General features: G+C 72.7%; 18 protein-coding genes and 1 pseudogene. 5 read left to right on the forward strand and 14 right to left on the reverse strand.

Annotated features, from left to right (window positions below):
- Window positions 1–459: 459 nt before the first annotated feature.
- Window positions 460–1,284, forward strand: a complete 825-nt coding sequence (locus G448_RS0113295; RefSeq protein WP_026408376.1) for a class I SAM-dependent methyltransferase — start codon at window positions 460–462, stop codon at window positions 1,282–1,284.
- Between the two features lie 103 nt (window positions 1,285–1,387).
- On the opposite strand, the gene G448_RS0113300 is transcribed toward G448_RS0113295, so the two are convergent.
- On the reverse strand, window positions 1,388–1,825 hold the full coding sequence (locus tag G448_RS0113300) for a cupin domain-containing protein (protein ID WP_026408377.1): 438 nt from the start codon (window positions 1,823–1,825) through the stop codon (window positions 1,388–1,390).
- A gap of 161 nt (window positions 1,826–1,986) precedes the next feature.
- Complete coding sequence (locus G448_RS0113305) at window positions 1,987–3,345, reverse strand: NAD(P)-binding domain-containing protein (RefSeq protein WP_245572345.1); 1,359 nt, start codon at window positions 3,343–3,345, stop codon at window positions 1,987–1,989.
- 461 nt (window positions 3,346–3,806) lie between these two features.
- Between G448_RS0113305 and G448_RS16735 the strand changes: the two genes are divergently transcribed.
- Entirely contained in the window at window positions 3,807–4,859 is a 1,053-nt protein-coding gene (locus G448_RS16735) for a hypothetical protein (RefSeq protein ID WP_051269089.1), read from the forward strand.
- On the opposite strand, the gene G448_RS16740 is transcribed toward G448_RS16735, so the two are convergent.
- From G448_RS16740 to G448_RS0113335, 5 genes are all read right to left on the reverse strand, one after another.
- Window positions 4,781–5,548 carry a CDP-alcohol phosphatidyltransferase family protein gene (locus tag G448_RS16740; RefSeq protein ID WP_051269090.1) on the reverse strand — a complete coding sequence of 256 codons (768 nt, stop codon included), beginning with the start codon at window positions 5,546–5,548 and terminating at the stop codon, window positions 4,781–4,783. The genes G448_RS16735 and G448_RS16740 overlap by 79 nt on opposite strands.
- 393 nt (window positions 5,549–5,941) lie before the next feature.
- Window positions 5,942–6,955: a DUF3152 domain-containing protein gene (locus G448_RS0113320; RefSeq protein ID WP_026408379.1), complete on the reverse strand. Its 1,014-nt coding sequence runs from the start codon at window positions 6,953–6,955 to the stop codon at window positions 5,942–5,944.
- Window positions 6,956–7,042: 87 nt separating this feature from the next.
- Entirely contained in the window at window positions 7,043–7,459 is a 417-nt protein-coding gene (locus G448_RS0113325) for a type II toxin-antitoxin system VapC family toxin (protein ID WP_026408380.1), read from the reverse strand.
- Window positions 7,459–7,737 carry a type II toxin-antitoxin system Phd/YefM family antitoxin gene (locus G448_RS0113330; protein WP_026408381.1) on the reverse strand — a complete coding sequence of 93 codons (279 nt, stop codon included), beginning with the start codon at window positions 7,735–7,737 and terminating at the stop codon, window positions 7,459–7,461. Before G448_RS0113330 ends, G448_RS0113325 begins: the two co-directional genes overlap by 1 nt.
- 210 nt (window positions 7,738–7,947) lie before the next feature.
- Window positions 7,948–10,293, reverse strand: coding sequence for a glycogen debranching protein (locus tag G448_RS0113335; protein ID WP_051269129.1), 2,346 nt, complete (start codon window positions 10,291–10,293; stop codon window positions 7,948–7,950).
- 197 nt (window positions 10,294–10,490) lie between these two features.
- Between G448_RS0113335 and G448_RS17195 the strand changes: the two genes are divergently transcribed.
- Together G448_RS17195 and G448_RS0113345 are read left to right on the forward strand one after the other, a co-directional pair.
- Window positions 10,491–10,916 carry an META domain-containing protein gene (locus G448_RS17195; protein ID WP_026408383.1) on the forward strand — a complete coding sequence of 142 codons (426 nt, stop codon included), beginning with the start codon at window positions 10,491–10,493 and terminating at the stop codon, window positions 10,914–10,916.
- Window positions 10,917–11,113: 197 nt separating this feature from the next.
- The gene (locus G448_RS0113345; RefSeq protein WP_026408384.1) at window positions 11,114–11,305 is read left to right on the forward strand and encodes a hypothetical protein; all 192 of its coding nucleotides are present in this window, start codon (window positions 11,114–11,116) and stop codon (window positions 11,303–11,305) included.
- Between the two features lie 100 nt (window positions 11,306–11,405).
- Here G448_RS0113345 and purL read toward each other — a convergent pair whose 3' ends face one another.
- Window positions 11,406–13,892 carry a phosphoribosylformylglycinamidine synthase subunit PurL gene (gene purL / locus G448_RS16750; protein ID WP_245572346.1) on the reverse strand — a complete coding sequence of 829 codons (2,487 nt, stop codon included), beginning with the start codon at window positions 13,890–13,892 and terminating at the stop codon, window positions 11,406–11,408.
- A gap of 219 nt (window positions 13,893–14,111) precedes the next feature.
- On the reverse strand, window positions 14,112–14,501 hold the full coding sequence (locus tag G448_RS0113355) for a TM2 domain-containing protein (protein WP_026408385.1): 390 nt from the start codon (window positions 14,499–14,501) through the stop codon (window positions 14,112–14,114).
- Between the two features lie 180 nt (window positions 14,502–14,681).
- On the opposite strand from G448_RS0113355, the gene G448_RS16755 reads away from it, so the two are divergent.
- Entirely contained in the window at window positions 14,682–16,112 is a 1,431-nt protein-coding gene (locus tag G448_RS16755) for a glycosyltransferase (RefSeq protein ID WP_034495444.1), read from the forward strand.
- A 666-nt stretch (window positions 16,113–16,778) separates the two neighbouring features.
- Here the strand turns inward: G448_RS16755 and purQ are convergent.
- From purQ to G448_RS16760, 5 genes and pseudogenes are all read right to left on the reverse strand, one after another.
- Entirely contained in the window at window positions 16,779–17,477 is a 699-nt protein-coding gene (purQ, locus tag G448_RS0113365; protein ID WP_026408387.1) for a phosphoribosylformylglycinamidine synthase subunit PurQ, read from the reverse strand.
- Entirely contained in the window at window positions 17,474–17,731 is a 258-nt protein-coding gene (gene purS / locus G448_RS0113370; protein ID WP_026408388.1) for a phosphoribosylformylglycinamidine synthase subunit PurS, read from the reverse strand. Before purS ends, purQ begins: the two co-directional genes overlap by 4 nt.
- 162 nt (window positions 17,732–17,893) lie before the next feature.
- On the reverse strand, window positions 17,894–18,670 hold the full coding sequence (locus G448_RS0113375; protein ID WP_245572347.1) for a PsbA protein: 777 nt from the start codon (window positions 18,668–18,670) through the stop codon (window positions 17,894–17,896).
- Window positions 18,667–19,353, reverse strand: a complete 687-nt coding sequence (locus G448_RS0113380) for a hypothetical protein (protein ID WP_026408390.1) — start codon at window positions 19,351–19,353, stop codon at window positions 18,667–18,669. The genes G448_RS0113375 and G448_RS0113380 overlap by 4 nt, the downstream gene beginning before the upstream one ends.
- A gap of 218 nt (window positions 19,354–19,571) precedes the next feature.
- Window positions 19,572–20,471 (reverse strand): annotated as a pseudogene (locus tag G448_RS16760) (phosphoribosylaminoimidazolesuccinocarboxamide synthase); the annotation flags it as partial.
- Window positions 20,472–20,576: the final 105 nt, after the last annotated feature.

Genomic DNA, 20,576 nt, shown 5'->3' on the forward strand with positions numbered 1-20,576 from the left:
AAGCGCCCCAAAGTACGACCGCGAGTGAAAGGGTACGACCGTGCGGCCCCAGGGTACGACCACGCGGCCCCGAGTACGACCGCGCGAGCCCGACGATCCGCGTCGACAGTCGACGGCGACACCGTCCCCCGCCACGACGGCACCTTTCTCACGACCCATCCCGCGAACCCATCGATGATCCTGGTCCGCGCGCCACCAATTAGCCCCGACAGGAGATAAGGAGCTAAGAAGACCCGTGGAGCAAAGCGGGCTCTCCACTCGCCCCGGCCCGCCCACGCGAGAAGGACCACGGTGACGGTGAGGACCGCGGCCGGCGAAGGCTCGACCACGACCTCAGCACCCTGAGCACGAGATAAGGCCCGCGCACCACCAGCGGCAACCGCCCGCGCACCACCAGCGGCGCGACCAGGCTTCGGGACGAGCCCCGTCCAGGGCTCCCCGATCCGTATGCTCCCTCTCGTGACCGACGCTCCCGTTCCCGCAGGCGCACCGCGCTACACCCACGGGCACTCCCCCGCCGTCCTCGCCAGCCACGCCCACCGCACCGCGGCCGACTCCGCCGCCCATCTCCTGCCCCGCCTCCGATCGGGCCTCGACCTGCTCGACGTCGGCTGCGGCCCGGCGACCATCACCGCCGATCTCGCCGAATCCGTCAGCCCCGGGCGCGTCGTCGCGCTCGACAGCGCGCCGGCCGCGCTCGAGGCGGCGCGGGCGACCCTTGAGGAGAGGGGACTGGCCGACGTCGTCGAGCTTGTCGACGGCGACGTGCACGCCCTGCCCTTCGCGGACGGCTCCTTCGACGTGGTCCACGCCCACCAGGTGCTCCAGCACGTGGCCGCCCCGGTGGCCGCCCTGCGCGAGATGCGCCGGGTGACGCGTCCGGGCGGAATCGTGGCGGCGCGCGACTCCGTGTACTCGGCCAAGGCCTGGTACCCGCAGCCCCCCGCACTGGAGCGCTGGCGCCGGGTCTACATGGCGACGGCGCGGGCGAACGGCGGCGAGCCCGACGCCGGCAGCCATCTGCTGTCCTGGTTCCGCGCCGCGGGACTCGGCGACGCGGAGGCATCGGCGTCGACCTGGTGCTACGCGACGCCCGAGCTGCGCTCCTGGTGGGGCGGGACCTGGGCGGAGCGGTGCCTCTCCTCCTTCGGCCCGCGCGCAGTCGAACTGGGACTGGCGCGCCCGACCGAGCTGGAGGAGATGGCGATGGCCTGGCGGACGTGGGCCGCGGCGGACGACGGTTGGTACGTCGTCGTTCACGGCGAGGTCATCGCCCGCCGGTAGCGGACCGGGCGGACCGACGAGCGACGAACGGCGGCGACGTCGAGCGACGGGGTTCGGAGCGGACGAGCCACTGACGTAGCCGGACGGGCGGGGGGAGTCCGACTCACAGCGCCGCGTAGTGGGCGTCGTCGACGGGCTCGAGCCACTCGTTGGAGGTGTCCTCGCCCGGGACCGCGAGCGCGATGTGGGAGAACCAGGAGTCGGCCTTGGCGCCGTGCCAGTGCTTGACACCGGCGCGGGTGAACACGACGGTGCCGGGGGTCAGCGAGACGGCGTCCTTCCCCTCCTCCTGGTACCAGCCGGAGCCGGCCGTGCAGATGAGCACCTGGCCTCCGCCCGACGCGGCATGGTGGATGTGCCAGCTGTTGCGGCAGCCGGGCTCGAAGGTCACGTTGTGCACCCCGACCGCGCACTCGGGATCCGTCACCAGGCTCCTCAGGAAGCTCTCCCCGGTGAAGTACTGGGCGAAGGCGGTGTTGGGCGCCCCCTTGCCGAAGATGTTCTCGGAGTCGAAAACGGCTGCGTCGGTCGTGGATGTCATGACTGCTCCTGTGGAGGTGGCTGGAGGTGACTGCGGCACCGCCAGGTTAGGGGCGCCTCCGAGGCACGGCCAGGTCCCGCCAGTCCCCCTCTTCCCCCCGCACCGGCCGCCGGGAGGACGCGGGCGACGCACGGCCGGGTCCCGCCAGTCCCACTCCTCCCCTACCCCTGATGCCGCAGGCGGCGCCAGATCCTGCGCGCGGCCTCGCCGCCGGCCCGTGCGGCGCCGAGGGTCGAGGCGTCGGGGCCGTACCCGACCAGCAGCAGGCGCGGGTCCTTGGCCACGCCGGTGCGCCCCTCCATGCGGATGCCCGACTCGTACCGGGGATCGCCACCGGCCGGGACGCCGACCGGACCGGCGTTCGTCCGCTCGCGCAATCGCAGTGGTTCCAGGTGCGTCAGTGCCGCCCTGAAGCCGGTGCTCCAGACGATGGCGTCGACGTCGACCCATGTGGGCTCGGAGTAGGGATCCCACGAGTCCGGGACAGCCATCCCGCCGCCCGTGACCGCGGCGGAACCCGACCCATCGGGATGAGGGCCGATGGCCGTCGGCGAGAAGCGCACCGCGTGCTCGTCGATGAGGTCGATCATCCCCCTGGAGACGAGGAGCCCCCTCTCGACGCCGTCGACGTACCTCTGCAGAGCGGGCACGGCCGCGGGCCGCGCGGCGCCGATGGGGGCCGGACCGGCGGCGCGCGCACCGGCCGCCCGCTCCAGCGCGGCGCCCCAGATGTCGTCGGGACCGGCGATGAAGTTCGGCGGACGGCGCGTGGCCCACGTCAACGAAGCGGCATAGGGGGCGATCTCCAGGATCATCTGCACCGCGGTGAGCCCACCGCCGACGACGAGGACGCGTCTCCCGGCCAGCTCCTCGGCCCGGCGGTAGGAGGCGGTGTGGAGCTGCTCGCCGGCGAACCCGTCCCTGCCCGGGACGCGCGGTATGCGGGGATGACTCCACGTGCCGGACGCGGAGACGACCATGCGCGCCAGCCATGTGCGTCGCCCCTCCCCCGTGCGGCCGTCGACGGCCAGGAGGGTGTCACGGCGCACGGGGTCCGGCCGGCGACTCATGCGCGTCGGGACGCCGCGAGCCCCGGAGCCACCGGTCGCGCGAGCGCCCCGGGCCGACAGCGGCGCGGGCACCCCCGTGGACCTCACCGAGGTGACGCGCACCGGGCGCAGCACCTGGAGCCCCAGTGCCTCCTCGTAGCGACGGTGGTACCCGGGGACGACGACGTTGCCGGGGGCCGCCTCGTCCAGGTCCCCGGCGGGGAACCGGGGAAGATCGGCGATCCGGTGAGCCCGGCCGATCGTCAGGGAGTCCCAGCGGTGCCGCCAGGCGCCCCCGGGACCCTGCTCGGCATCGAGGACGAGCAGCTCGCTCCCCGGCACCAGGCCGCGGCGAACGAGCTCGCCCGCCGTGGCCAGCCCGGCCTGCCCCGCTCCGACGACGATGACGTCAGCGACGCCAGCGGCATCAGCGGCGTCTGCGACGTACCGGTCGGGCTCCTCGTCGTTCACGCCACCATCATGCGTCATCGACCGGGGCTCCTCCTCATCGGGTCCTCATCGGGGCCGGGGCGCTCGCGCGCCCGATCGCAACCCGCCGGCCGTCGCGCACGGCGGCTCGGCCGTGTGGACGCGCCGCCCCCTCTCGCGCGCCCGATCGCAGCCCGCCGCAGCTCATCGATCGCCGCACCGCTTCTCACGGCGCAGCGGCGGCACTCACGGGCCGGAACGCAGCGGGTCACGGCCAGGGGCGCGGCAGGGTAGCGGCAGGGTAGCGGCAGGGTAGCGGCAGGGTAGCGGCAAGGTGGCGGCCAGGGGCGCGGCGGAGTGGTGGGGCGGGAGCGCGCGGTGGCGGAAGGCCCCGGCGAAAATAGCGGCGATGAACGGCGCGATCAGGCGGGACCGCACGACGACGGGAGACTCCGAGCGAGCCGACTCGCCGAGAACGACACCGATCTGGCACCCTGCCACCTGTGCTCTCCTCTCCAAGCGCCGTCGCGGCACGCGTCCTGACCGCGCGCTCCGTGCTCGACCGACCGCTCGCCCGCCGCTACCGCATCGACGCGGTGCGGCTCCGCGAGTTCGCGGGAGTGGCCAGGTGCGGGGACCTGGGGGGCAAGCAGGTGATCGAGCTGCCCGTGCTCGCCGAGCTCTCCACCACGACGGCGTCCCGGCTGCGCATGCCCGATGGCACCGGGTGGAAGCTCGGCCAGGCGCTCGGGCACGCTCTTGAGCAGGGGGTGCGCCTGTGGCTGTGCCAGGTGCCGGCCGAGGCCGTCCCATTGATCGTGCGCGCGGTCGGCAGCGGGCTCATCCACGTCGTCTCGCTGCCCGAGCCCGTCGACGACGCCGGGGAGCCGAGTGCCCCGCCCGCCATGGCGATCCCCGCCCCCGACAGCACCGGCAGCACCGTCGTCATCGCCCTGAGCCCCCTCGCACTGCTCATGTCCTTGACCGAGGGCGGGGGCGACTCGCGCCGCTACCTGCGCACCGTGCTGGTCGGCGTGGACACCCTGCGCTGCTCGTCCCGGGCGGCGTGGGCGCTGCGGCGCAGCGGCGTCGAGGCGGTCCAGCGGTCGCGGACGCTGCGGCTGCTCCGCAACCCCGTGACCCTGGCCTACCTCTTGGTGTTCGTGTACTCCTCCCTGCGGGCCATTCCAGTGGCCTTCGTCCCCGGGTTCCACGGCCAGGTATGGGTGCTGTGGACGATCGACGTCCTCACCGCCGTGCCCTACACGTGGGGCCTTGTCCAGATGGTGGCGGGACACCGGATCCGGTACCGGCTCCTCGGGCTGGCGACCACGCTCATCACCTTCATGGCCCCCTACGTGTACTTCTGGACCAAGGGGCGCGACTACCCGCCGGAGGTGATCGTGACCGTGGTGGCGATGATCGTGGGCAGCGCCGGGATCGAGGCGCTGCGGTGGTGGCGCGAGAGGCTGATCGTTCAGGGCCTGTCGGAGGCCTCCGCAGAGGACGTCACGGCGGCCGCCCCGGAGACGTCCGCAGGCGCCTCCGAGAACTGACGGTCCTGCCCCTGGACGGATCGCAGCACGCCGACGACGAGGAGCCAGAGCCCGCCCCCGATGGACAGGACCAGCGCCGTCAGCGGACGCGCCGGGTGCGCGACGAGGAGCCAGGCCGTCCCTCCGATCCACACGAGCGCCGCGGCGATGTTGAACGAGCGGAAGCGCTTCACGCGGACCGGGTGGATGTAGTAGGTGGGCACGAGGGTGAGCCCGGCCAGGATGATCGTCACCACGATGTTGAGCCAGGCCGGAGTGCCGAGCACCCACACCATGACGGCGACGATGTTCCAGGCCGCGGGGAAGCCGACGAAGTAGTTGTCGCTCGACTTCTCGCCCTCGTTGGCGTAGCAGAACATCGAGGAGACCAGGATCACGATGAGCAGGATGCTGGCGACCGGTTTCGGCCCCATCGGGACCCTGAGGTACATGAAGACCGCCGGGATGAATGTCCAGGTGAGGTAGTCGATGACGATGTCGACCACGCTGCCGTCGAACCACGGGATGACCTCCTTGACCCGGGCGCGGCGGGCGAAGGTGCCGTCAATCCCATCGACGACGAGGGCGACGGCGAGCCACGTCCACATCCAGCCGATCTCGTCGTTGACGATGGACAGCGCCGCCAGGCTCGCGAAGACCAGCCCCGACATGGTGAAGGCGTGCACCCCCCAGGCGCAGAGGCGCGACATATGAGTATCCGAGGATGTGGGCGCGAGAGTACCGGAATCGACGATCGGAGACGCGGCAGCGGGTGTAGGAGGCACGATCAACCTTACTCAAGATGCGATGGGGATTTGCCGTAGGCTATGAGTTCTCCGGTGCCGATGCACCCCGTTGATGAGGAGCCGTGCCCGGAGTCGATCGCGGGACACGATCTCACAGCCTCAGCATATTCACAGCATATCCGGTGAGGCCATGAGACCCGCCACCGCCCACTCCCCGCCTGCGGGCGAGGTCGGGATCGGCGCGCGCGGGTCGCTCGAGCGATCGGGGTGAGGAGACGCGGCCGACCGCGGCCGAGCAGGACCGGATGCAGCCGACCGCGGCCGGGCGCGGCGCGGGGATCGGCGCCCCTCGGCCCCTCAAGGGGCCTGGTTGTCCCTGGTGGGCCAGCCGTTCTCGGTGCATCCGCCCTCGCGGGTGCGGCTCTGCTGCGCCATGACGGGCGACGTAAGACCGGCTCCCGCGCAGTACTCGTGCTCGTGCCCGAGGAAGTGGCCGACCTCGTGGTTGATCACGTAGATGTGGTAGGCGTCGATGCTGGAGAAGGTCGGGGTGCCGTAGGTCCAGCGGTCGGAGTTGAGGACGACGTCGTCCCCGTTGCGGCAGTTCCACATGCTGGCCGTCTCCAGGGGGGAGCACAGCGCGTCCGCCGTCGGCGGCGTGGCGATGGACAGGACGAAATCCGCCGAGGCGGGATCGCTCACCTGCTCGAAGGAGACTCCCTCGGCAGTGCGCCAGCCGCGGTCGTCGTTGAGGACGCTCTCGACCGTGCCGGCGGCGGCGGCCGCGTCGACGCCGGTGCCGTTCTCGGTCCGGAGCACGTAGCGGTAGACCGTCTCGGCGCCCGGCCGGGACGGGGGCACCGGATCGGCGGTCGTCCAGGTGCCATCGCCGGCGGCGTCGCTGTGGGCGAAGCCCTGCTCGTCCGTGCGCGGCGCGGGCGTCCGCGTCGGCTCGGCGCCGGGAGAGGCGCCCGCCTCTGCGGGCTCCGCGGAGGGCGACTCCCCCGTGGTGTCCGGAGACGCCCGCTCCGCGACGGGGGCGGTGTCCGCCGCCCGGGCGCCCGTGACACGGTGGACCCATATGCGCGCGCCGCAACCGATGAGCACGACGACGGTCACCAGCGCGAGAGCCCGGACGAGCTTCCACGGCTCGGTGAGGACGAGGCGACGACGGCGCGGCTTCCCGCCCGACGCGCGGACGGGGCGGGAGGCCGGCGGCCCGCCGTCACCGCCGGGCGCGCCGCCCCCGCCTGACGCGCGGTCCGGGCGGGAGGGGGCGGTGCGAGCCCTCGACCCGGCGCGGGAGCGGCCGGCCGATGTCGACGACGGGCGCGCGGGCCGCCGCTGCGGCCGCGAGGATGACGGGGACATGACTGCATAGTAGGCGCAGTCGCCTCGAGGACGATCCGCGGGCGCGGGACCCGGGAGCCGTCCGGCCGGTCGGCGACCGGCGCCGCCTCACGCCTCCCAGGGGTTGAGCAGGGTGACGCCGGTGGGGGCGAAGTCCCTCACATTGCGAGTCACGACGATCATGCCGTGGACGAGAGCCGTCGCGGCGATGTACATATCGCGTTCGGGGCGAGGATCGGGCACCTGGAGCGCCGCCGCCTGGCGCGCCACATCGGCGTCGATCAGCAGGAGCCGATCGGCGAAGGCCTGAACGACCTGGTCGTCGATCCAGCGGCGAAGCCGTCTGCCGCCCACCTCGTCGCGGCGCTCCAGCCTGCGCGCGCCGACCTCCAGCTCGTACAGGGTGACCATGCTGAGGTAGAGGCTGTTCGGGTCCTGCGCCGAGGCCCATCGCACGACCTCGGGGGCGACTCTCGACGGGGGCTTGCGCAGCTCGCAGATGACGTTGGTATCGAGGACGAGCATCAGAACTCCGGAACCTTGGCGCCGAAGAAGCCGGGAGCGAAGTCGGCGTACACGTAGTCCTCCTCGCTCATGCTGAGCCGTTCGACGAACTCCTCGCCGGTCACCCCCCGGTCCCGCTCCCCGGCGAGCCGCCGGTAGTCGTCGATCCCGAGCAGCACGTACGCGGGCTGCCCCCGATCGGTGACGATGACCGGGCCGTTGGCGGCCGCACGCTTGGCGGCGCTCACGTCCCGGTTGAACTCACGCGAGGTGAACGTCGTTGTTGCCTCCGCCATCATTCAGGCCGCCTTTGATGTAGGTACGTGTTACTACGACGCAAGGATCTCCTGCCGCGGAGGCCGCGTCAACCCCCGATTCCCCCGGTTCGGGGCGGTCGCGGCGCCCCGCCGCGCGGCGTCGGAGAGCGGGCCCCGCTGCGCGGGCCTCTCCCGCCGGGCGGTGCGGCGACCGGCCTGCGCATGGCGACGCCCGCCCCCGCCGCGGGTCTCTCACCGCGGACTCCTGTGCCACACGACGATCGACCACGGCTGCACCGCGACGCCGTCGGAGACGACCTCGCCCTCGCCCTCGGGCCAGCAGTTGTCCTCCTTCTCCGCTCCCACGGCGGTGTCGACCAGGCGCCGCCACGCACGGTCCCCGTCGACCTCGGGCACCCGGAAATCGACCGGGTCCGAGGTCATGTTCAGCATGACCCAGAAACCGTCGTCGGGGGCGTCGATGTGGATCGCGAGAGCCCGGTCGCCCTCGTTCGGGGAGCCGTCGGCGGTGGGCGCGTGGAACAGGTAGGAGACGTCGTCGCCCCCGACCGCCATGTCGCCCCAGGCGGCCTGACGCAGGCAGGCGTGCCGGCCCCGCAGCCGCATGAGGAAGGTGGTGAAGCGGAACAGAGGGTTCACCCGCTCGTCCCGGCCGTCGAAGACGCCCAGGTTGTCGTGGTAGACGGCGCCCGTGCCGTCCTCGATGCCCACCCGCTGGGGTGCGCTGGTGGCGATCATCGCGTAGTTGTTGCGCATGGCCGTGGAGTCCAGCGCCCACGGGTTGTTGTTGCCGTTCTGGGTGCGGCCGAACTCGTCTCCGGCCACCACCATGGGCACGCCGCGGGAGAGCATGAGGATCGTCCACAGGTTGCGCAGCCGCTGGCGCCGCAGCCCCTGGTCGCCCCCGGAGTCCCACGACAGGTTGTCGTCGCTGCCGCCGTCGGAGGGGCCGAAGGGGTAGGGCTGGTCGTTGACCTTCGTCTGGTAGCTGACGAGGTCGGCCAGGTTGAAGCCGTCATGGGCGTCGATGAAGTTGATCGACTTCTGCGGGCCGCCGTTGTCCTCGAAGTGGTGGTAGTCGCCGTTGACCATGTCGAGGAAGTCGGCGGTGTTCCCGTCCCCCTTGGTGAAGCGGCGGACGGCGTCGCGGTAGCGGCCGTTCCACTCGCCCCAGCCGCGGGGGAAGTTGCCCACCTCGTAGCCCCACAGGTCCCAGGCCTCGGCGATGACCTCGATGTTCTCCTCCTCGGCGAGGGCGGCGATGTCGGTCAGCAGCGGGTGCTCGTTGAAGAAGCGCTTCTGGGCGCCCCAGTCGTCGGGCTCGGCGTCGGCGGGCAGCCGGCCCAGCACGGTGGCCAGGTCGAAGCGGAAGCCGTCGACCCCCATGTCACGGCTCCAGTAGCGCAGCGAGTCCAGGACGAGCCGCCGGGCCACCGGGGAGGAGTAGTTCATCTGGTTAGAGGTCCCCGTGGCGCCGTCGACGAGGATCTTCTCGCGGGTCATCTGGTAGTACTCGGCGGTGGCGAAGCCCCCCAGGCTCGTGAAGCCGGTGGTGCTCACGTCGCCGTTCCAGTTGCCGCCCTCGGCGGTGTGGTTGTAGACGACGTCGAGGTAGACCTCCATGCCGGCGTCGTGGAAGGCGCGGACCATCTCCTTGAACTCGCGGGTGGGGCCGCCCCGGCCCTTGTCGGCCGCGTAGCGGCGGTTGGGCGCGAAGAACGACAGGGTCATGTAGCCCCAGGCGTTGGCGGCGCCGGCCCGGCCGGTCTCGGACGCGTTGGTCTCGTGGACGGGCAGGAGCTCGACGGTGGTGACGCCGGCGGCCTTGAGGTACGGCGCCAGCATCCCCGCGCCCCTGTACGTGCCCTGGTACTCGGCGGGGATGCCGGCCACGCCCTCGAAGCCGGGCTCGCCGACCAGCAGGTCCGCCAGCCGGGCCGCGGAGGGATGGCCGGTGAGCTGCGTGACGCCCGCCTCGTAGATGATGGCCCGCTCCGACGGCAGCTGCGGCTTGCCGACCCGCCCGTCGCCGCCGGCGCCCCCGGGATCCTCGGGGACGACAATGCCCTTGGGGGCGTAGGGGGCGGTGTCGATCCGACGGCGGGGCACGCCATCGACGAGCTCGCCGCCGGTGCCGAACACCCCGTCGTCGACGCCGAGGCGGGCCAGGGCGTCGGTGCGCACGTTGTGGGTGATCTCGCGGGAGTAGGGGTCGAAGAGAACCTTGTTGGGGTTGAAGCGGTTGCCCTGCTCGTCGAGGTCGGCGATGAAGCCGGCGTCCGAGCCGGGGGTCCAGGCCTCGTCGTAGGGCCAGTTGGGGCCCCAGACGCGGAATCCGACGAGTGCGCCGGCCTCCAGGCCTCCCAGCCGGGCGCGCCAGACGCCGTCGGCGCCGCGAGCGGGCAGGAAGACGGCCGAGGCGGTGGCGCCGAGCGCCTCGGGGTAGATCTCCAGCTGGACCCGGGTGGCGGCGGGGGCGTGGACGGCGAAGACGACGCCGTCGCCCTGGATGTGGGTGCCGAGCGGCCAGGTCGCATCGGCCCATGCGGTCTCATCGAGTGCGGTGATAGCAGACATGCGGGGCATGATCGCACCCGAGTCTGACCGCCGGCTGATCACGGCCCGCCCGAACGCGCCCGCCGGACGGGCCCCGGCCGAGGCGGACCGACCCGCCGAACGGGGCCCGGCCGTGACGGGCCGTTACATTGGATGCTTGAATGCACGGATGCACTGAACGCGTCGAGGACGACGCCGCTACGAGTGAGGACCGAACCATGGGGAAGTTGGGAGTATCAGCCGGATCGCGAGGCCTCCGGGCCCTCGTCGCCGGGGCCATCATCGGATCGCTGCTGTGCGTCCAGGGGTGCGCCGGCGCCGACCTGCCGGAGGGCACGTGGGTGGTGACCTCCTCCGAGGGCCACGATCTCGTGGAGGGGACGCGGCCCAGCATGGTGCTCGACGGCCGCGGCATCAGGATCGACAGCGGCTGCAACACCCTGTCCGGTCGGGTCGGCTACTCCCACGGCGTCCTGTCGGCCAAGGACCTGACGTCCACCCTCATCGGCTGCGACCCGGACCGGTTGGCCCAGGAGGAGTGGCTGACGGAGTTCTTCAGCGCCGGGGCCGAGGTCGCGCTCCAGGGCGACACGATGACTCTCACCCAGGACCGGGTGACGCTCACCCTGGAGCGGGAGTCCTGACCCTCCGGGGGACCGCGCCGGGAGTCTCCCAGCGCCGTCGAGCGCGAGCATCGCGTCGCCGGCGAACGCGGCCGTCGGCGCCTCCACCGAGAGGATGAGAGGCGCCGGAGCCCGCCGTACCCCGGGTGGACGAGGGCGGCGGCGGATTCGTCCGGCAGCCCGATGTGCACCAGGTCACCACCACGAAGACTGGGCTCATGAACACGATCACGACCACCTACCCGCGAAGCCGGCTCCTCGTCCTCGCCGATCAGCATTCTCGCCACCGCTGGACCAAGTCCGTGCAGGCGGCGTTTCTCACCGGGCTCCTCTGCCTCGTGCTCATCGGCGTCACGGGCACCCTGCTGGCGCTGATCGGAGGCGGCTCGACGACGGGCTCCAGCCGGTGACGACGGCGTCACCGCTCTTGGCGGTCGGACGCCGAGGCGACGTCCGGTGCCGTGGCGCCGCGCGCCCCGGAGCCGGCCATGAGACCGTGACGTGCCCGCTTCACCCGAGCAGTGCCGGCAGCACGCCCTCGACGCGCTCGCGCAGCTCGTCCAGATCGAGGACGAGCGGGCGACCCACCGGCCCCTCCCCCGCGGCGTCCCCACCGGCGAACCCGGCCCCGCCCTCGTCGAGCAGATCGGTGCCGGCCACGACGAGCAGGTCGCCGCCGGTGGTGCCCAGACGCGCCCAGGCGACGTCCTCGGCCTCGGCGGCCGCGGACACGGCCGCCACGGCCCACTCGGGCACGGCCACGATCGCGCGGGCCCCGGACTCGGAGAACAGGGCGGTGACGTCGTCCACGCCCTCGCCCTGGATGGCGGTCAGATCCACGCTGGCGCCGACGCCGTGGCGCAGGCAGGAGTCCACAAGGGTCTGGACGAGCCCACCGGTGGACAGGTCGTGGGCGGCGCGCACCAGCGTCTCGCCGTCGGGCCCCTCCGCCTCGCCGAGGGCCAGCAGGACACGCCCGAGGGCCATCTCCGCCTCGAGGTCGACGCGCGGGGGCAGCCCGCCGAGGTGGTCGTGGACCACGCGCGCCCACGCCGAGCCGTCGAGCTCGTCGGCGGTGGCGCCCAGGGCCATGATGGCCAGGCCCTCCTCGAACCAGCCCGAGGGGTTGGCGCGGCGCACGTCGTCCATGACGCCCAGGACGCCGACGACGGGCGTGGGATTGATCGAGGAGTCGATCCGCCCCTTGACCTTGCCGTGGGAGTTGTAGAGGGAGACGTTGCCACCGGTGACGGGCACGCCCATGACGGCGCAGGCGTCGGCCAGGCCGGTGATGATCTCGACGAGCTGCCACATGGCGTCGGGGTCCTCCGGCGAGCCGACGTTGAGGCAGTCGGTGACGGCCAGGGGCCGGGCCCCCACGGTGCACACGTTGCGGTAGGACTCGGCCAGGGCCGCGGCGGCGCCGGTGGCGGGGTCGAGCTTGGTGAAGCGGCCGTTGGCGTCGGTGGCGATGGCCACGCCCCGCCCGGTGGCCTCATCCACGCGGATGACGCCGGCGTCGTCGGGCTGGCACAGGGCGGTGCTGCCGCGCACGAAGCGGTCGTACTGGTCGGTCACCCAGGCGACGGGGGCCTGGTTGGGGCTGGTCACGACGGCGAGGACCTGCTCGGCGAGCTCGGCCGCCGTCTCGGGGCGGGGCAGGCGCGAGGAGGAGTCGGCGTTGAGTTCGTCCTGCCAGGCGGGACGGGCGTAGGGCCGCTCGTAGGTGGGGCCCTCATGGGCCACGGTGCGCGGGTCGACGTCGACGATCCGCTCCCCGAAGTGGTCGATGGTCAGGCGGCCCGAGCCGTTGACCTCGCCGATGACGGCGGCCTCGACGTCCCACGTGTCGATGACGGCCATGAACTCCTCGAGCCTGTCGGGCGCGACGACGGCCATCATGCGCTCCTGGGACTCGCTCATGAGGATCTCGCCGGCGGTCAGGGTGGGGTCGCGCAGCAGCACCTTCTCCAGGTCCACGTGCATGCCGCCGTCGCCGTTGGAGGCGAGCTCGCTGGTGGCGCAGGAGATGCCGGCGGCGCCCAGGTCCTGGATGCCCAGCACGAGGTCGCCCGCGAACAGGTCGAGGCAGCACTCGATGAGGACCTTCTCCATGAAGGGGTCGCCCACCTGGACGCTGGGCCGCTTGGCGGGCATGCCGTCCTCGAAGGACTCGGACGCCAGGATGGAGGCGCCGCCGATGCCGTCGCCGCCGGTGCGCGCCCCGAAGAGCACCACCTTGTTGCCGGTGCCCGAGGCGTTGGCCAGGTGGATGTCCTCGTGGCGCAGCGCGCCCACGCACAGGGCGTTGACCAGCGGGTTCTCCTGGTAGGAGGGGTCGAACTCGGTCTCGCCGCCGATGTTGGGCAGGCCCAGGCAGTTGCCGTAGCCGCCCACGCCGGCCACGACGCCGTGGACGACGCGCGCGGTGTCGGGGTGCCCAGCGGCGCCGAAGCGCAGCTGGTCCATGACGGCCACGGGCCTCGCCCCCATGGACATGATGTCGCGCACGATGCCGCCCACGCCGGTCGCCGCGCCCTGGTAGGGCTCGACGTAGCTGGGGTGGTTGTGGGACTCGACCTTGTAGGTGACGGCCCAGCCGTCACCGATGTCGACGACGCCGGCGTTCTGGCCCATGCCGACCAGGAGGTGCTCGCGCATCTCGGGGGTGGTCTTGTCCCCGAACTGGCGCAGGTGGATCTTGGAGGACTTGTAGGAGCAGTGCTCGGACCACATGACCGAGTACATGGCGAGCTCGGCGCTGGTGGGGCGGCGGCCCAGCAACTCGCGGATGGACTCGTACTCCTCGTCCTTGAGGCCGAGCTCGCGGTGGGGCATGGCCCGCTCGGGCGTGGCGGCGGCATCGGCGACGGTGTCGGGGTGCTCGGCGGGCCGGACCCGGTCGGCGGAGGGCGCGGGCGGCGCAGAACTCGTGGGCGCAGTGGATTCCGCAGCGATTTCAGCGGATTCGGCGGACTCAGCGGATTCGGCAGCCATGAATGCTCCTGGGATGCTCCTGGGCGGGGACGGAGTGGGACCCCGCATGAGGATACCCGTGCCGGCGACACGGACGCGCGCGGTGGCCCCGGCGCGCGCCGCGCGGCGAACGCACGGTGGCGCCCCTCCCCGCGGGGAGGGGCGCCACCGTCATCGGGTTCGAGCGGGTTCGGCAACCGACCCGCGCGCGTCACCCGACCCGCGCGAGCCGGCGGCGCCTCACTGAAGCGTGCCGTCCTTGGAGACGAGGATCATGATGAACTCGACGAGCGTCCAGATCCCGTTCGCCGTGCCGGCCAGCCCGGCGATAAGGCCGCCGAGGCCCAGGCCGGCGGCCGCGCTATCGGTCATCTGCCCGGTGCTCGCGGTGTTCACCGCTGTGACGATGGCGATGATGTAGCCGATGACGAAGATGAGGGACAGGACGAGGTGGCCGAAGCCGCGGCCCTTCTGACCACGGTAGAAGTTGTGAATGCCGAGGCCTCCCAGGAAGAAGGCCAGCAGTGCGGCGGTCGTCTTGGACTTGGGGGCGACGCCGGTGCCGTAGGCGGGCTGGCCGTAACCGGCATCGGGGTATCCGGGCTGACCGTAAGGGGGCGGGGTACTCATTCAGGTCCTCCAACTGAATTGCGGGCCTCGGAATCGGCCCTGCGATGGCACTGCATCATGACTCGTCTGCGGACTCAACGCAACCAGTGCCGCCGATCGTCGGCGGCCGCATCCTCCGATCGCGCGACACACGCCCTCGAAAGTGCCTCGCATCACACGCATGTAGGGCAGGATCGGTCCATGAGAAGCATTGACGTAGCCTCCCTGCCCATCCCGGAGCTCGAGAGCCATCTGGACGAGGTCGCCGGACATCGGCTGAAGAGCGGCATCGACGCCGCCCGCACCCTGCTCGAGGGGCGCACCGTGTGGACGGTAACGCCATCGGCCGCCGCAGGGGCGGGGCCCGCGGAGACGGTCGCCCCCCTGGTGGGCTACGCGCTCGGGCTGGGTGTGACGGCGCGGTGGCTCGCGCTGGACGCGCCCGCCGACTTCGTGCGCGTGGCGGCACGGCTCCACGCCGGCATCCACGGCGACCGGGGCGACGGCGGCAAGCTCGGCGAGAAGCAGCGCGACCTCTACGAGCACGTGCTGGCCTCGAACGCCGAGAACGTCGTCGACGACGTCCGCGAGGGCGACGTCGTCATCCTGCACGACCCACCCACCGCGGGCCTGGCTCGGGCCTTCCAACGGGCCGGCGCCGCGGTCGTCTGGCGCTGCCACCTGGGCGGCGGCCGTTCCGGGGAGGCGGCGGAGCGCGCCTGGGCCTTCCTCGACCGGTACCTGGAGGACGTCGACCTCGTCGTCGTCTCCCGGGAGGAGTACCGCCCGCCCTTCATCGAGCCGGAGCGCTGCGCCGTCGTCAAGCCCTCGATCAACCCCGACTCCCCCAAGAACCGGGTTCTCGACCTCGACGAGGCCTGGTCCGTGGCGCGCCTGGCGGGGATCTTCGACGGCGAGCCGCCCTTCGACGCGGTCCCCTTCGTCCACGAGGACGGCCGCCCCGACGCCATTCGACGAATGCCCTCCCTGGCCGGTGCGGGCCTGCCGGTGCCGACGGGGGTGCGCACGATCGTGCAGGTGGGCCGTTGGGACCGCCTCAAGGGCGCCCGGGAACTCATCGGGGCCTTCGCCTCGAACCTCGCCGTCCTCCCCGAGGACGCCCACCTGCTGATCGTCGGCCCGGACCCGGACCCGAACCGCGACGAGGCCTCCGCCGAGGTGCTCGGCGAGGTCCTCGACCGCTGGGACCTCCTGCCGGAGTCGGTGGCGGGCCGGGTCCACATCGCCGCGGTGCCGATGCACGACCGGGAGGTCAATGCGACGGTGGTCAACGCCGTCCAGCGCGTCGCCGACGTCGTCACCCAGCGCTCGCTCGTGGAGGCCTTCGGACTGCCCGTGGCGGAGGCCATGTGGAAGAAGGCGGCCGTGGTCGCCTCCGCGGTCGGGGGCATCCAGGACCAGATCGTCGACGGAGTCGACGGCGTGCTGGTCGATTCGGCCGAGGCGGGCGCGTGGGCGGAGGCCACCGCCGACCTGCTGCGCTTCCCGGCCAGGGCTCGCGAGATGGGGCTGGCGGCTCACGAGTCCGTGCGACGCGAATTCCTCCCCGACCGGCACTTGAGCGAGATCGTCGGTGCCATCGACCGCGCCCTGGAGCTCCGCGCGGACTGAGGGGCTTGACGGCCCGCGGCGGACCGACGATGCGCCGCTCCCGGAGCCCCGCGCGGACCGAGGGGCTGCTGCGGCTCCGCTGAGGGGCCGGAGCGGATCCCACCCGCCCGGCGACATCCGCTCGCCCCGCGCCGACCGCGTTATCCACAAGGTGAATCCACAGGCTTGTGCGCGCGCACGGCGGAGCGACGCCGTGACGCGATCGACACCTTGGTGGCTCGATGAGAGGACAAACCTGCCGAGCCGAGCAGGTCCCGGACCGAGGGACGCCTCCCTCGCAACCTTCATTAAACCAACGAGTCCATTGCGTCAAATCGTTGGCAGCAGGGGCCAATCCTGTGACCGACCGACCGGCGGGGACACGAGATCCGCACCACGGCGCGCCATGATCGTTATCCAACCGTGATCTTCAATGCGTGCGAGCGGCTCGGTCGCCCCTCGCTGTGTTCGCCGATGGCGGAGACTCCTCACCGCCATCGTCCACAGTTATCCACAACTGTCCACATGGCCGGGGAGTCTTCCACAGGCCCGATGAGACGGAGCGAGAAGGTGGGCTCGTCGGTGCTGTCCGGGCCGGGGAAGCAGCGGGGCCGTCCGCCCGGAGCGTCAGGCCCCTTCCCCGACACGACATTCCGCGGATTGACGCGGGGCCGTCCGCCCGGAGCGTCAGGCCCCCACCAGTGAGTCGATGGCGGAGCGGAAGAGCCGCAGACCGTCCACGCCGGTGCGCGGGCCCGCCGCGGAGTCGGGGCCGAAGCCGGGCTCGACGGCGTGCTCGGGGTGGGGCATGAGGCCGACGACGGTGCCCCGCTCGTTGCGCACACCGGCGATGTCGCGAGCCGACCCGTTCGGGTTCCCGCCGACGTACCGGAAGACGACGCGTCCCTCCCCCTCGAGGCGGTCGAGCTCGTCGGGCGGGGCGATGAAGCTCCCCTCCCCGTTCTTGAGCGGGACGGTGATCTCCTCGCCGTCCTCGAACAGTCGCGTCCACGCGGTCGAGGTCGACTCGATGCGCAGGCGCTGCTCGCGGCAGATGAACCTCTGGTGGTCGTTGCGGATGAGCGCGCCGGGCAGCAGGTGCGCCTCGGTGAGGATCTGGAAGCCGTTGCAGATGCCCAGGACGGGCATGCCCTCGCCCGCGGCCCGGACCACCTCGCTCATGACGGGGGCGAAGCGGGCGATGGCGCCGCAGCGCAGGTAGTCGCCGTAGGAGAAGCCGCCGGGGACGACGACGGCGTCGACGGCCTTGAGGTCGGCGTCCTTGTGCCACAGGGCCACGGAGTCGGCACCAGCCAGGCGCACGGCGCGGGCGGCGTCGACGTCGTCGAGGGTTCCCGGGAAGGTGATGACGCCGATGCGAGTCATCGGGTCTCCTCGTCGGCGCGCACGGAGACGACGTCCTCGATGATCGGGTTGGACAGCAGCGTCGAGGCGGCCTCCGCGGCGGCGGCCAGGTGGGCGTCGGTGACCGGGCCGTCCACCGTCAGCTCGAAGCGGCGGCCCTGGCGCACCGCGGTGAACTGGTCGAACCCGAGGCGCGGGAGGCTTCCGACGACCGCCTTGCCCTGCGGGTCGAGGATCTCGGGCTTGGGCATGACCTCGACGACGATGCGTCCCATCGGTCCTCCTGAGTGCGGTGCGGGAAGCGTCCAGGACGCAGAGTACCCGGGCGCCCGGCGCTACGGCGAGAGGACCGCGCCGATTCTCCCATCGGGATCGACCGGCGGCTCGCCGGCATTGGGCTCGACCGCCAGCGCGGCCCGGCAAATCCGTCAGGCCCGTCAGACATGGCCCAGCCAGTCGCCGGCCAGGCGGATGGCGAGCGCACCGCCGATCGCCAGGGACACCGTTCCCAGCAACCACGCCGCGCCCAGCACGAGGGCGAGGATCGCGCACACCACGGCCGCCGCCAGCATGAAGCCGCCGACGGCGCCGGCCACGCCCGCGGGGGCGTGGGCGGACTGATCGAGGGTGGAGCCGCCCATGAGCGGTGCGGGCCCGGAGTCCAGCGCCGCGCGAGACGGCCCCGCGCGCCCCTCTCCCGGCGCACTGTCGCCGGTGGCGCTCCCGGTGGCGCCGGCGGTACCGGCGGCACCGGCGGGCGACGACCGGGGCGGGGAGGCTTCCTGACGGCCGACCAGGAGACGCTGGGCGTCGACGACGTCGACCGTTCCCACGGTCAGGCCCGCGGCCGCATCCAGCACGGTCGGCGTCCAGCGCTCGCCCTCCCGGCGCACAGCAGTGCCCCCGGCCCACGCCAGGTACCCGGCGGCGGAGACGAGTCCCGCCCCCGCCAGGACGACGACGAGCCACGGCGGGATCCACAGCCGCCCGGCCTCCGCATTGGTCGCCAGGTTCATCGCCGACCAGGTCGCCAGAGCCAGCCCCACCAGGGCGAAGGCGATCCCCGCCAGGCGCTGGCGCCGCACGGCCACCGGCCAGGGACTGCGCGCCCGCTGCCCGGGCGTCGGCTCGCTCGGCGCGGCGCCGCGACCCACGCCCCAGTCGACGGGACCGCGCTCCGTCGCCGGACGCCGGTCCCCGCCCGGCGGGGTCACGAGAGCACCTGCCGCAGGATCGAGGCCAGTCCCAGCGCCATCAGGAGGAACCCGAGGGAGCCGGCCAGCAGCTGCGTCACACGGGCGAGTCCCTCGCCCGCCGTCGTCCCGGCGAGGCGCTCGTCGGCGACCCGCCCGATCGTGGAGGCCGCCAGGGCGGTCGAGAAGGGGCCGGAGACGACGTCGAGAGTGGTCAGCTCGCGCCGACCGGTCGATTCCGGGATCGCGATGTCGGTGCCGGGGACGGTCAGGGGGACCGCCAGGTCGCCCCCGGGCATCGCGGCGCCTCCGGTGCCGGACGAGTCGTGTCCGGCGCGCCGCCCGGTCCCGGAGGGATCGCGGGTGTCACGGGCATCGTGGGCGTCACGAGTACGACGTCGGGCGAAGCGCGCGCGGTTGCGCTCCAGCCGCAGACGCGGCGCATTGACGACGAGCGAGCGCGCCGGTACGCGCAGCAGGGCGAGCAGGCCAGCGCCGACCGCCACCAGCGCGATGCCGCCCAGGACGCCGGAGGTCCCGCGGGCGCCGAGCGCCGCCGCGACGGCCGCCGCGAGCATCAGCACGACCACGAGGGCGGTGATGGCGACGGCGACGGCGAAGCCCGGCCCGGGGCGGAAGGTTCGGGTCGTCGACCGCTGGGAGGAGGTCGGGCCCGCCTGGTCCGCGGGGCCGGAGGCGGTCATCGCGGCCCCGCCGTCGGCGCTGTCGGGCTTGCCGGTGCTACCGGCTCCACCGGTACTGCCGGTGCTGCTGGCCCCGTCGAGGCCATCGGACCCGTCGGCGCCGTCCGCCCCACCGGCTCTGCCGGTGCCCGCGCCGTCGGCGCTGACGGTGGTGCCGACTCCACCGGTCCTGTTGACGCTGCCTGCGCCGTCGCCTCCACCCACGCCCCCGGAGCCGGCAGCGGGGAGCCGGTGAGGCGCTCGTAGGCCTCGAGGTAGCGGGCCCGGGTGCGCTCGACGACGTCGGCGGGCAGGGCGGGGGGCGCCTGCCTCGAGGAGCGGTCCCATCCCGACGCCGGCGAGGCGAGCCAGTCGCGCACGTACTGCTTGTCGAAGGAGGGGGTGACCCGGCCGGGAACCCACTGGTCGGCGGGCCAGAATCGGGAGGAGTCCGGGGTGAGGACCTCATCGCCGAGGACGAGCCCGCCGCTCGGGCCGACGCCGAACTCGAACTTGGTGTCGGCGAGGATGATGCCGCGATCGCGGGCGATGGCCGCGGCGCGCGCGTACAGGGCGAGGGAGGTCTCGCGCAGCGCGGCGGCCGGCTCCTCGCCGATCATCGCGACCACACGGGAGAAGGGGATGTTCTCATCGTGGTCGCCGAGCTCGGCCTTGGCGGCGGGGGTGAAGACGGGCTCGGGCAGTCGGGAGGCCTCGGTGAGTCCCTCCGGCAGCGCAACACCGCACACGCGCCGGTTCTCGCGGTACTCGGCCAGGCCCGAGCCGGTGAGGTAGCCGCGAACCACGCACTCGACGGGGTGCATCCTCAGGCGGCGGCAGATCATGGCGCGGCCGGCGACGACGTCGGGCACATCGAGGCTGACGAGGTGGTTGGCAACGATGTCGTCCAGCTGCTCGAACCACCAGGCGGACAGAGCGGTGAGGACCCTCCCCTTGTCCGGCACGGGTGTGGGCAGGACGTGGTCGTAGGCGCTGATGCGGTCCGAGGCGACGACGAGCAGGACGTCCCGACCGGCCCACGGGGAGTCGGTGGCGGGGGCGTAGACGTCGCGGACCTTGCCGCTGGACACGTGCGTCCAGCCGGGGACGTCGGGGGCCGGGGGCAGGGAGAGGCTCATGGGCTCATTTTGCCACCGCGACGGCCGGGCTTCCTTTGCATGACCTGCATGACCTGCGAGACCACGGCGTACGACCGAGGTCCAGGGTTGACTCGAACCGACGAT

Source organism: Actinomyces gerencseriae DSM 6844, from assembly GCF_000429265.1.
In the GTDB taxonomy this organism is placed as follows: domain Bacteria; phylum Actinomycetota; class Actinomycetes; order Actinomycetales; family Actinomycetaceae; genus Actinomyces; species Actinomyces gerencseriae.